The sequence below is a fragment of the Novosphingobium anseongense genome (assembly GCF_037482895.1).
GTDB lineage: Bacteria > Pseudomonadota > Alphaproteobacteria > Sphingomonadales > Sphingomonadaceae > Novosphingobium > Novosphingobium anseongense.
Window position 1 is genome coordinate 614,653 of record NZ_JBBHJZ010000002.1, and the last position, 11,948, is coordinate 626,600.

Consider the following 11,948-nt stretch of genomic DNA (forward strand, 5'->3'; position numbering starts at 1 on the left):
TTAGCCGTGCGCCGACAATGAGCCTGCACTTGCCGCGCGGCGCGGCGCGGCTATAGAGGCTGCAGCGGCGCGGGCTAAGGCCGCCTAACCTTGCTCAGGGATTTGGGCTCTAGGATTTGGAAACGACGATGACGGCCAGCACTGTTACCGGCACTGAAACCGGTCCCTTTTCTTCGCGCTGGATGATGCGCGCCGGCGCTGCCGCGTTGGTCGCGCTCGCGCTGACCGGCTGCGGCGGCAAGAAGGAGCTGGCGCGGCAGGACATCGCCGCCTCGAAGGTTACGACGATCGGCGTCAATTCCTACCTGTGGCGTGCCAGCCTCGACGCGCTGTCGTTCATGCCGCTGGTGCAGACCGACAGCAACGGCGGCGTCATCGTGACCGACTGGTATGCGAACCCGCAGAACCCGGGCGAGCGCGTCAAGGTGACGGTCACGATCCTCGACCAGGACCTGCGCGCCGATGCCCTGCGCGTCGCGGCGAGCCGTCAGGTCGCCCAGGGCGTCAACTGGATCGACGCGCCCGTCCAGGCGGCGACCGTGCAGAAGCTCGAGGACATCATCCTCACCAAGGCTCGCGATCTGCGCCGGAACGCCATTGGCGGTTAAGGCTTTAGGCAGATCATGAGCGAGCGTTTCGAACCGTCCGTCGCGGACGTCCGCTGGCAGCGCGTCTGGGACGAGAAGCAGAGCTTCCGCGCCGACGACGCCAGCACCAAGCCGCGCAGCTATGTCCTGGAGATGTTCCCCTATCCGTCGGGGCGCATCCACATCGGCCATGTCCGCAACTACACGATGGGCGACGTGCTCGCGCGGTACAAGCGGATGAAGGGTTTCGAAGTGCTCCACCCGATGGGGTGGGACGCTTTCGGCATGCCGGCCGAGAACGCGGCGATGGAGAAGGGCGTCCACCCCGGCGGCTGGACGCGCGAGAACATCGCGAACATGAAGGCGCAGCTCAAGCGCCTGGGCTTCGCGCTCGACTGGAGCCGCGAACTCGCCACCTGCGAGCCCGAATACTACGGCCACGAGCAGGCGCTGTTCCTCGATCTCTATGCCAACGGCCTCGTCTACCGCAAGGAATCGGCGGTGAACTGGGATCCGGTGGACATGACCGTGCTCGCCAACGAGCAGGTCATCGACGGGCGCGGCTGGCGCTCGGGCGCCCTGGTCGAGAAGCGCAAGCTCAGCCAGTGGTTCCTCAAGATCACCGACTTCGCCGATGAGCTGATCGAGGGCCTCGGCAGCCTCGATACCTGGCCCGAGAAGGTCCGGCTGATGCAGGAGAACTGGATCGGCAAGAGCCAGGGCCTGCGCGCCAAATTCCACTTCGTCGACAGCCAGGACGGCATCGAGGTCTACACGACGCGCCCCGACACCTTGTTCGGCGCGAGCTTCGTGGCGATCGCCGCCGATCATCCGGTCGCGCAGCAGATGGCCGCCAACGCGCCCGAGCTCGCCGCCTTCATCGAGGAATGCAAGCGCGGCGGCACGACCGCGGCCGAGCTCGAGACCGCCGAGAAGCTGGGCTTCAACACCGGGCTCTCGGTCGAGCATCCGCTCAAGAAGGCCTGGCGCCTGCCGGTCTACGTCGCGAACTTCGTGCTGATGGACTACGGCACGGGTGCGGTCTTCGCCTGCCCGGCGCATGACCAGCGCGATCTCGACTTCGCGCGCAAGTACGAGCTGCCGGTGACGCGCGTCGTCGCTGACGGCGACGAGACGGGCAGCACCTTCCACGGCAACGAGGCCTATACCGGCCCGGGCCGTATCGTGAATTCGGAATGGCTCGACGGCATGGGCGTCGACGAGGCCAAGGCGGCCGTCATCGCCAAGGCGCAGCACGAAGGCTGGGGCCAGGGCGAAACGCAGTACCGCCTGCGCGACTGGGGCGTCAGCCGCCAGCGCTATTGGGGCACGCCGATCCCGTTCATCCATTGCGGCACCTGCGGCGTCGTGCCCGTGCCCAAGGCGCAGCTACCGGTTACCCTGCCCGAGGATGTCGACTTCCAGACGCCGGGCAATCCGCTGCTGCGCCATCCGACCTGGAAGGACGTGTCCTGCCCGCAGTGCAACGGTCCGGCCCAGCGCGAGACCGACACGCTCGACACCTTCGTCGATAGCTCGTGGTATTTCCTGCGCTTCGCCAGCCAGCCGGCCGACAAGCCGTTCGATCCCGAGCAGATCGCCAAGTGGCTGCCGGTCGAGCAGTACATCGGCGGCATCGAGCATGCGATCCTGCACCTGCTCTACGCGCGCTTCTGGACGCGCGCACTCAAGCGCATCGGCCTGATCGACGTGGCCGAACCGTTCGGCAGCTTGTTCACCCAGGGCATGGTCACGCATGAGACCTACGAACGGAAGAATCCCGAGAACGGCCAGCCCGTGTTCTTCTCGCCCGCCGAGGTCGAGCGTTCGGGTGAGGGCGCGACCTTGCGCGCCGATGGCGCGCCGGTCGAGATCGGCCGCGTCATCAAGATGTCGAAGTCGAAGAAGAACGTGGTCGATCCCGACGAGATCGTCGCGACCTACGGCGCCGACGCGATCCGCTGGTTCATGCTGTCCGACAGCCCGCCCGAGCGCGACCTGCCCTGGTCGGCCGCGGGGATCGAGGGCTGCGGCAAGTTCGTCCAGCGGCTGTGGCGCCTGTTCGCGCAATATGATGCCGCCGCGACTGGCGAGGACAAGCCGCTCGACCGCAAGCGCAACCAGACCGTCGCGCTGGTGGCCGAGGACATCGAGGCGCTGTCGTTCAACAAGGCCGTCGCGCGGATCTACGAGCTGACCTCGGCGATCGAGAAGGCCGCGCCGTCGGCCAGCCGCAGCCAGGCGATCAAGGCGCTGCTGCTGCTCGTCGCGCCGATGATGCCGCACCTCGCCGAAGAGGCCTGGTCGACGATCGGCGAGAACCTCGTCGCCGAGGCGCTCTGGCCCGAAGTCGATCCCGCGCTGCTGGTCGAGGACGAGGTGACCATTGCGGTCCAGGTCAAAGGCAAGCTGCGGGATACGCTGACCGTGGCCAAGGGCACCCCGGGCTCCGAGCTCGAGGCGCTTGCCCTCGCCAGCGAGAAGGTCCAGCGTGCGATCGACGGGGCCGAGGTCAAGAAAGTCATCGTCGTGCCCGATCGCCTGGTGAACATCGTCGCGTGAAACAGCTTACTGTCCTTGTCCTGCCGCTCCTGCTGGCCGCTTGCGGGCTCCAGCCGATGTACGCGGGCGGGGGCAGGGGCGCGGTCGCCCAGGGGCTCGCCGCGATCGACGTCTCGCCGATCGAGGGCAAGTCGGGCTGGCTCGTGCGCAATGCCCTGAACGACAGGCTCGGCGCGGCGACCGGTGACAATGGCACGCCGCGCTATCGGCTCGACATCCGTCTCGACGACAAGCTTGAAGGCCTGGCGCTGCTGTCGAACGACACGATCGGCCGCGAGCGCCGCACCCTGCGCGCGCGCTACCAGCTCGTCGATCTGAGCAGCGGCCAGATCCTGCTCGACGCCAGCGACGGTTCGGATGCGGGCATCGACGTGGTCAGCTCCGAATATGCGACGATCGCGGCCGAGAACACCGCGCTCGAGAATCTGGCCAAGGACGTTGCCGATCGCATCGTCACCAAGGTGGCGCTGCAGCTTCGCAAGCAATCGTGAAGCCGGCCCGGTGAAAGCGCGGTCATGAAAGCGACCGGTCGCGACTTTGCCGGCATGGCGGCACGCGCAGCCGGCGAGGCGAAGGTCTTCTTCTTCTGCGGCGACGATTCGAGCGCCCACGATGCCGCGCAGAAGATCGTCTCGCTGCTGCGCGATCCCGGCGAGCGCATCGAATTTTCGGGCGCCGATCTCAAGCGCGATCCGGTCAAGCTCGGCGACGAGGCGCGCTCGAACTCGCTATTCGGCGACAAGCGCCACATCTTCGTGCGCGCCCAGGGCGACGAGGCGTACGACGCGGTCGAGGTGCTGATCTCGGGCGACGTCGAACCCTGTCCCGTGCTGATCGTCGCGACGAGCGCCACCGAGAAATCGCGCACGGCCAAGCTGCTCGCCGACCGGCCCGATGCGCTCGTGGCGATGTTCTATCCGCCCGATCTCAAGTCGGTTGCGGGCTCGGTGCGCGCCATGGCCGACGCGGCGGGCCTGCGCATCGGTGGCGACATGGCCGAGCGGATCGCGCGTTCGGCGGGGCTCGACACGCGGCTTGCGCGCTCGGAGGTGGCAAAGCTCGCGCTCTATCTCGATGCCAGCGCCGAAAGCCCGCGCAGCGCCGATGTCGCGGCGCTCGACGCGATCGGCGCGAAGACCGAGGAGGACGGCTTCGGCGCGCTGGTCAATGTCGTGCTCGGCGGCGACAAGGCCAAGATCCCCGGCGAACTGCGGCGCATGCGCGAACTCGGGCTCAATCCGATCGGTCTGCTGCTGGCGATCGAGCGCCGCGCCGCGCAGCTTGCCGCTCTGGCCGCGAAGCTGGGTCCGAAAGGCGACGTCACCGCTCTGCTCAAGGCCGAAGTCCAGGCAAGGCGCGTGTTCTGGAAGGACGAGCGCGAGCTCGGCGCGCAATTGCGCCAGTGGCGCGGGCGCAAGCTCGAGCGGCTGGTCGACAAGCTCATGGGCCTGCATCGGTCACTGTTGTCGAACAGCCAGGATTCCGAACTGCTGCTCTCGCAGGGTCTTGCCGAGATCGCGCGCGCGGCCGCCGGTTAGGCCTACCGCGATATTCACTGGAATCCTTCACGATTCATCGCAGCGTAAGCCGCAATGCTTGATGCTCGCCGCCGAACAGGGCAAAATCATGGTGCGGGGTGCCGCTCGTGATGCACGCCCGGCAGCCAGCATAGATGGTCGAAACAATGAAGCAGGGGACGAAGGTGGAATTGCGTAAAGCGCTGATCGCGGGAATGTTCGCGGTGTCCGGAGCGGCCGTCGCCGCGCAGCCGGCGACGACCGCACAGCCGCGCCGCACGCCCGCGCCCGAAGTCCTGCTTCCGGCTCCAGCGCCCGCACCGATCGTAGCGCCGCCCGCGCCGACGACGAAGTCGGGAGCGCCGGTGATCGGTATCCCCGAAGTGCAGCCCTTGCCGGTGAACGAGCCGGTCATGGCCTGGCCAGTCGCCGATGCGCGGGCGCTGCTCGCCGTGATCGACACGATCGAGAGCGAAGGCCTGTTCTCGAAGGACTATCAGCCCGAAGCGCTGCGCGCCGCGATCGCCGCGGGTCCGGGCCAGGCGCTCGACGCCGTGGCCAGCAAGAGCTTCGCCTGGCTTGCCGAGGACCTGCGCGACGGCCGCACGCCGATGGAATCGCGCGTGCAGTGGTTCGCGGTCGATCCCGATCAGGACGTGACGCCGACGACCGGGCTGATGACCAAGGCGCTCGCGACGCACAATGTCGCGGGCACGCTCGCCGAACTCGCGCCGACGCACCCCGATTACCAGGCGCTCAAGGCCGCCTTGGCGACCACGCCCCGGGCCGATACGGCGACGCGGTCCAAGATCCGCATCAACATGGACCGCTGGCGCTGGCTGCGCCGCGACCTGGGCGAGATCTACCTGATCGCCAATGTGCCCGAATACCAGCTGCGCCTGATGAAGGCCAACCACCAGCTGGTGAAGACCTTCCGCACCGTCGTCGGCAAACCGGGTCGGACCGCAACTCCGCAGCTGGCCGAAGAGGTCAAGGCGGTGGTGTTCAACCCGACCTGGACCGTGCCGCAGTCGATCGTCGTTGGCGAAGGGCTGGGCGCCTCGCTGATGCGCGCACCGCGCAAGGGCTACAAGGTCACGCGCAATAGCGACGGTTCGCTGACCGTGGTGCAGCAGCCCGGGCCGAGCAATTCGCTCGGCGTGATCAAGATCGACATGCCCAATCCGCATGCGATCTACCTCCACGACACCCCGGCGAAGCAGTATTTCAACCAGCCGATCCGCGCCGAGAGCCATGGTTGCATCCGCACCCAGAACGCACTGGTGCTGGGCATGACCATGGCAATCATGGGCGCCGACATGCCGCAGGAACAACTCGTCGCCAACGCCACCTCGGGCAAGTACACGAAAGTGCCGATGACCCGGACTTTCCCGGTCTATATCAGCTACTTCACCATGGGGCAGGATACCGGGATGACGGGCCGGGTGGTGTCCTATGCCGACATCTACCGTCGCGATGCGCCGGTCCTGGCGAGCTTCGCCAAGGCGCGCGAGCTCAAGACGACGCAACGGATCAGCAGCGAGCCGGTGATCCAGCTCGACAACCCTCTGTGATCTCTGGCGGGATGCGTTGAGGGCGGCGAACTGGCGGAAATCCGCCGTTTCGACGGTTTCTTAACGCTTTACCCTTAACGCTCCCCCGAAATCCTCAGGGGGTACGCCATGGAATACAGTGCGCGCGGCACGTGCGGGGCCGGCGACGACCAGGACGAAACGACGCTCGATGCTCTGACGCGCGCCGAACGCGCCGTGGATCGTGCGGAAGCGCGCCTGCGCGAGGCGATCGAGGCGATGCCGCACGGCGTCGTCTTCCTCGATCCCGAGGGCCGCTACATCCTGTGGAACAAGCAGTACGCCGAGACCTACCAGCGTTCGGCCGATCTCTTCCATGTCGGCGCCCGACTGGCGGACACGCTGCGCCAGGGCGTCGAGCGCGGTGACTATCCCGAGGCCGTTGGCCGCGAGGAAGCCTGGATCGCCGAGCGCCTGGAACTGCTGCAGAACCCGCGCGGCCGCCACGAACAGATGCTCGCCGATGGCCGCTGCATCATGATCGAGGAGCGCAAGACGGCCGACGGCGGCACGATCGGCCTGCGCGTCGACATTACCGAGATGAAGGCGCGCGAAGAGGGCTTCCGGCTCCTGTTCGAGAGCAATCCGGTGCCGTTGCTGGTCTACGATCCAGTCGAGGAATGCGTGCGCTCGGCCAATGCCGCGGCGGCCGAGCACTTCGGCTATGCGCTTGCCGAGCTCGAAGGCCTGGCTGCCGAGCGCCTCTTCGCCGCCGACGAATGGCCCGAGGCGCGCCGTCTGCTCGCCACCTCCTGCTCCGACAAGGATCGCTTCTGGCGGCAGGTCGCGCGGGACTGGAGCGAGATGGAATCGGTGCTGTTCACGCGCCAGTCGGTGATCGACGGGCGGCTCGCCACGATCGTCTCGGTCTTCGACGTGACCGAACGTCGCAAGGCCGAGGCGCGGATCGAGCACATGGCCAAGCACGACGAGCTGACCGGTCTCGCCAACCGCGCGCATTGCCGCGAGGGACTGCAGGACATGCTCGACGGTCTGCCGCAGACCGGCGGCACCGTGGCGATCGCGATGATCGACCTCGATAACTTCAAGCAGATCAACGACAGTTACGGCCACCACGTCGGCGACATCGTGCTCGCCGAAGCGGCGCGGCGCATGCGTGCGCTGACTCCCAAGCAGAACGCGCTGCTCTGCCGCCTCGGTGGCGACGAATTCGCCGTCATCTGCCAGGCGCGAACCGACGAGAAGATCGACTTGATCACCCGCTCGATCGTCACGGTCATGGCCGAGCCGATCACGATCGCTGGCACGACCTTGCATATCGGTGCGACCATCGGCATCGCCATGGCGCCCGAGCACGGCCTCGATGCCAACCACCTACTGCGTTACGCCGATCTCGCGCTCTACGCCGCCAAGGCCGACCAGCGCGGTACCGTCCGCCGCTTCGAGCCCGAGATGGACGCGGCCGCGCGCGAAAAGGCCAAGCTCGAGAACGACCTGCGTCGCGCGGTGCGCCACGGCGAACTCGTCATCCACTACATGCCGCTGATCGACATCGCGGGCGGCGACATCATCGGCTATGAAGCGCTGCTGCGCTGGCAGCATCCCGAGCGTGGCCTGCTCTATCCCGACAGCTTCATCGGCCTGTCCGAGGAGATCGGCCTGATCGACGTGATCGGCCAATACGTGCTCCAGGCCGCCTGTCGCGAGGCCGCGTCCTGGCCCGGCGACCTCAAGGTCGCGGTCAACGCCTCACCGTTGCAGTTCCGCGGCGGCAACCTGCTCAACATCGTGCTGCAGGCGCTGGCAATGTCGGGTCTCGATCCTTCGCGGCTCGAGATCGAGATCACCGAGGCGGTGCTGATGGACCGCAGTCCGGCGATCGCGCACCTGCTCGAATCGATCCGTGCGCTCGGCGTCGGCATTTCGATGGACGACTTCGGCACCGGCTATTCGTCGCTGTCCTACCTGCTCAGCTATCCCTTTACCAAGATCAAGATCGACAAGAGCTTCATCATGGGGCTGGCCGAACCCAATTCGAAGGCCGTGGTCAGTGCGATCATCGGCCTGGGCAAGAGCCTCGGCATGACGGTCACCGCCGAAGGGATCGAGGAGCCCGAGCACATCGAATATCTCAAGGGCATCGGTTGCGGTCAGGGCCAGGGCTATCTGATTGGCAAGACCAAGCCGAGCGACCAGTTGCCGCATGCGCAGGAACCACGCCGCAACGTGGCCTGATCCGCGGCGCCGCAGAAAGAGCGGCCCAACAAAGAGCCGGGCGCGGGGAGGTCCCCGGCCCGGCCATTCGCGCCAAGCGTCGGATCAGCGCGGTTCGGCGAACCTCTCGGTTCGTGGTGCTCCTCGAAGATGGGGGTGCCCTCGGGTGCGTTCAACCCGCTCGAAGCATCGCTCCTGCGGTTTGACGCGGGTCCGTCGCGGCTCGGCGCAAGGCGTCAGGCCACCACGATCCGGGCACGAGCGAGGTTGAGCGCGCGGGCATAGGGCGTGGCCGCATCGCCGTCACGCTGGGCGGCAACGCGCACCACCGCGAAATAGGTGCCCGGCGCCGGGTAGGCATGGTCGATGGCCAAAGTGACCGATTCCGCTGGCGTGGCGAGTTCGGCCGGCAAGAAATCGTCCGTGCCCGCAAAGTCCCATTCGACCGAGACGATCCTGCCGGCGCCGGGCGGCACCGCGATCGTCGCGGTCAATCTGACGGTCTCGCCCACGCTTGCTGCAGCCCGTACGGCGCCATTGGCAAGAAGATCGACCACGGGCTGCACACCGCCGCGTTCCGCCGCATTGGTGGGGACGATCACCTGTGAGTGCGCGATCGTATAGTTCGTTTCGGACGGTCTGCGGCCCGTCTCCACCCAGGCCGCGAGGTCGCGCAAGGCCTGCTGCAGCGCGCCCGAAAAGCTGGCGACCTGCGTGCGCTGGCGCGGGGTCAGCGGGTTCTCGTGGTGAGCGCGGTCGATGAACCACAGGGCAAAGTCCTCGGCGAAGTTGGCGCCCTTGGCCTGCCGCACGAGATCGCGATACCAGTCGGCCTGCCAGGCATAGGCATCGATATCCATCAGCGCCGAGAGCATCAGTATCTTGCCGTGGATTTTTCCGGTCAGCACCGCGCCGGCGGCGTTTGCGGTTCCCGTCGGCCCGACGAGGACGGGCCGTTGCGGGTAGATCGGCTGGCCCTGAGCGTCGCGGAACTGGTTCCAGCCGTAGTAGTCCTGCGTCGGCGGCACCTGATGGCGGTGGTAGGTCTGCAATGCCAGCGCCCACGAGTTGTCGATGCGCACCTGGTCGCCGGCCCGGATGCCCGCCGCCTTGGCGTGATCGAGCACCGCGATCAGGTGGACGGTTTTGCCTTCGACCCGCGCGATCGGCAGGCTGACCCCGGCGGCTTCGCCGCTGAGCACGACGAGATGCGCGTCCTGGGCGTCGTTGCCCTCGGGCAGGTCGGCCAGTTCGATCACGAAAGGCGGGCCGCCGACCGCGGCGACGGTGGAGTCGAAGCGGAAGCGCGCCGCCGCGATCGAACTCTCGGGATCGGTGCCGAGGTAGCCGGGCTTGGACCAGAAATCCTCGGCGTAGCTCGGGTCCATCATCGGGATCATGCCCGAGATGTTGGCGAAATAGCCGCTGTCGAGCGTCTCGTGGAGGTACCAGCCGCGCGGCGGAAAGCCCATCAGCGTGACTTCGCGCAGGGCGCCGGCCTCTTCCGCGGTGAGGCCGTCATAGGGATCGCCGCTGCCGCCAACCTCCACCGCATCGGCGATCCTCGCGAAGACGCCCGGCCGTTGGCGCAGCACGCGCAGCGCGTGCATGCGCACGGTGAACATGCTGGGGATCGCGTGGTTGCAGCCGGGGACGAAGGGGACGAAGCCGTCCCAGACCCCGCTGGTGTTCTCGGCCGCGCCCATCGTCTGGTACGCGCCGCCCGAACCTCCGAACAGGTAGCCCCAGGGACGATGCTCGCCATAAAGCTCGGCCGCGACCTTTCGCGAGAACTTCGCCGCAGCGGCGTTGACGCGATAGGCGGCGATCGTCGGATCGGCACCGGGATTGCGGAAGACCAGGCCGTTGTTCGTCTGGACGTAATAGGCCCCCGAATCGAGCGTGAAGCCGAGATCGCCGACCGCCACTTCGAACTGGATCGGAAAGGGGCCGATGTCCGACGTCACCGCCATCGGATAGGTGTTGTGAAAGAAGCGGCCCTGGTACTGCGGCCGGGGCGGAAAATAGAACGAGAAGCGCGCGTCGGTGCCCGCAAAGCCGCCGCTGACATAGCGGTGCGGAACGGGTTCGGCGCGTTCCTCGGAAATGTCGATGAAGGGTTCGGCGTAGTCGGGATCGATCGAATCCGCAGTCACGTGCATCGGCATGATCGTCTCTCCCGCTTCTTATGTTTCCAAGTGATAACATGGACGGCGCGACGCACAAGCTTTTCGTTCCAGAGATGAAAGCGCGAATGCGCTTGCCGCTTGCGGGGCTGCGCAGCAGGATCGGCGAAACTATTTTTCGGAGAGATTCTCATGACCGTACCCAATCTGGGCCGTGTCGGCATCTGGTCGATGGAACTGCGCTTCGGCGATCCGGGCGCGGCGGCCGAGGCGGCGGCCGAGCTCGACGAGCTCGGCTATGGCGCGATCTGGTTTCCCGGCGGCATCGGCGGCGACGTCACCGGCGATTTCAGCCGGTTGCTGAACGCCACCAAGCGCACCACGCTGGCCACGGGCATCATCAACCTGTGGAAGCACGAGCCGGCAGAGATCGCGGCGTGGTGGAACGCGCTGTCCGACGATCACAAGGCGCGCGCGCTGCTCGGCATCGGCATCAGCCACGGGCCGCTGATCGGCGAGAACTGGGGCAAGCCGATCCCGGTGACGCGCGACTGGGTGGAGCGGCTGACCGCCCTGGGCGTGCCCGCCGACAACCAGTGCCTCGCCGCGCTCGGTCCGAAGATGGTGGCGCTGTCGCGCGATCGCACGGCCGGCGCGCATCCCTATCTCGTCACGCCCGAGCACACCGCGATCGCGCGCGAGATCCTGGGCCCCGACAAGCTGCTCGCGCCCGAGCAGGGCGTCGTGCTCGAAAGCGATCCGACCAAGGCGCGCGACCTCGCGCGCGCCGCGGTCGATCATTATCGTGCTTTGCCCAACTACCGCAGCAACTGGGTGCGGCTCGGCATTGCCGAGGAGGACATCGAGGCGATGAGCGACAGCTTCATCGACGCGCTGTTCGCCTGGGGCGGGGTCGAGCAGATCGCCGCGCGTGTGAAGCAGCATCGCGATGCCGGTGCCGACCACGTCTGCCTGCAGGTCATCGCGCCGCAGGGCGCGCCGATCGCCGAGCAGCGCCGCGCCTGGCGCGAGATCGCCGAGGCGCTGCTCTAACGGGCTTGCGCGGTTCGGCCAGGCCCCCCAAGTGAGTCCGATGGACGACAAGATCAGCAGCGCCATCGAGCGCGTCACCGAACTGGAATCCGAGCTCGAGGCATCGACCGACGCGACCACCGGCGGCGATGCGCTCGCGCGTGCGCATGAGATCCTGCATCGTTGGGTCGATAGCGTCACCGCCGTCGTCGCCACGCCGGGGATGGGACGCGTCGTGCTGATCCACGACGATGGCAGCGAATCGCGCATCTCCTCGCCTGACCTGCCGATGCGGCTGGCCGTCCCAGTAACCTTCGGAACCACAACGGAATAATCGCAATATTGCGCTTTAGCCAA

Annotated in this window: 9 protein-coding genes; 8 read left to right on the forward strand and 1 reads right to left on the reverse strand. The window is 67.0% G+C overall.

Annotation, left to right across the window (positions count from 1 at the left end; translation table 11 throughout):
- Positions 1-182: 182 nt before the first annotated feature.
- The 6 genes from WG901_RS11685 to WG901_RS11710 all read left to right on the forward strand — a co-directional run bounded on the left by WG901_RS11685 (position 183) and on the right by WG901_RS11710 (position 8,454).
- On the forward strand, positions 183-608 hold the full coding sequence (locus tag WG901_RS11685; protein WP_339587708.1) for a DUF3576 domain-containing protein: 426 nt from the start codon (positions 183-185) through the stop codon (positions 606-608).
- A 15-nt stretch (positions 609-623) separates the two neighbouring features.
- On the forward strand, positions 624-3,149 hold the full coding sequence (gene leuS, locus WG901_RS11690; RefSeq protein ID WP_339587242.1) for a leucine--tRNA ligase: 2,526 nt from the start codon (positions 624-626) through the stop codon (positions 3,147-3,149).
- Positions 3,150-3,205: 56 nt separating this feature from the next.
- A complete protein-coding gene (lptE, locus tag WG901_RS11695) occupies positions 3,206-3,640 on the forward strand; it encodes an LPS assembly lipoprotein LptE (protein WP_339587709.1) in 435 nt (144 codons plus the stop codon).
- A gap of 24 nt (positions 3,641-3,664) precedes the next feature.
- A complete protein-coding gene (gene holA / locus WG901_RS11700) occupies positions 3,665-4,687 on the forward strand; it encodes a DNA polymerase III subunit delta (RefSeq protein WP_339587243.1) in 1,023 nt (340 codons plus the stop codon).
- Between the two features lie 164 nt (positions 4,688-4,851).
- On the forward strand, positions 4,852-6,240 hold the full coding sequence (locus WG901_RS11705) for a L,D-transpeptidase family protein (protein WP_339587244.1): 1,389 nt from the start codon (positions 4,852-4,854) through the stop codon (positions 6,238-6,240).
- A 108-nt stretch (positions 6,241-6,348) separates the two neighbouring features.
- Complete coding sequence (locus WG901_RS11710) at positions 6,349-8,454, forward strand: putative bifunctional diguanylate cyclase/phosphodiesterase (RefSeq protein ID WP_339587245.1); 2,106 nt, start codon at positions 6,349-6,351, stop codon at positions 8,452-8,454.
- 215 nt (positions 8,455-8,669) lie between these two features.
- On the opposite strand, the gene WG901_RS11715 is transcribed toward WG901_RS11710, so the two are convergent.
- Positions 8,670-10,601: a PKD domain-containing protein gene (locus WG901_RS11715; RefSeq protein WP_339587246.1), complete on the reverse strand. Its 1,932-nt coding sequence runs from the start codon at positions 10,599-10,601 to the stop codon at positions 8,670-8,672.
- 150 nt (positions 10,602-10,751) lie between these two features.
- Between WG901_RS11715 and WG901_RS11720 the strand changes: the two genes are divergently transcribed.
- Both WG901_RS11720 and WG901_RS11725 read left to right on the forward strand, forming a co-directional pair.
- Positions 10,752-11,612 (forward strand): TIGR03620 family F420-dependent LLM class oxidoreductase, encoded by an 861-nt coding sequence (locus WG901_RS11720; RefSeq protein ID WP_339587247.1) that lies wholly within the window; start codon positions 10,752-10,754, stop codon positions 11,610-11,612.
- Between the two features lie 40 nt (positions 11,613-11,652).
- Positions 11,653-11,925 carry a hypothetical protein gene (locus WG901_RS11725; RefSeq protein ID WP_339587248.1) on the forward strand — a complete coding sequence of 91 codons (273 nt, stop codon included), beginning with the start codon at positions 11,653-11,655 and terminating at the stop codon, positions 11,923-11,925.
- Positions 11,926-11,948 lie beyond the last annotated feature (23 nt).

Excerpts from the sequence above, each read along its gene's own strand:
- WG901_RS11710 (WP_339587245.1), top strand. The coding sequence starts at position 6,349 with ATGGAATACAGTGCGCGCGGCACGTGCGGGGCCGGCGACGACCAGGAC.
- lptE (WP_339587709.1), top strand. The coding sequence starts at position 3,206 with ATGTACGCGGGCGGGGGCAGGGGCGCGGTCGCCCAGGGGCTCGCCGCG.
- WG901_RS11725 (WP_339587248.1), top strand. The coding sequence starts at position 11,653 with ATGGACGACAAGATCAGCAGCGCCATCGAGCGCGTCACCGAACTGGAA.
- holA (WP_339587243.1), top strand. The coding sequence starts at position 3,665 with ATGAAAGCGACCGGTCGCGACTTTGCCGGCATGGCGGCACGCGCAGCC.
- WG901_RS11685 (WP_339587708.1), top strand. The coding sequence starts at position 183 with ATGATGCGCGCCGGCGCTGCCGCGTTGGTCGCGCTCGCGCTGACCGGC.
- WG901_RS11715 (WP_339587246.1), bottom strand. The coding sequence starts at position 10,601 with ATGCCGATGCACGTGACTGCGGATTCGATCGATCCCGACTACGCCGAA.
- leuS (WP_339587242.1), top strand. The coding sequence starts at position 624 with ATGAGCGAGCGTTTCGAACCGTCCGTCGCGGACGTCCGCTGGCAGCGC.
- WG901_RS11720 (WP_339587247.1), top strand. The coding sequence starts at position 10,752 with ATGACCGTACCCAATCTGGGCCGTGTCGGCATCTGGTCGATGGAACTG.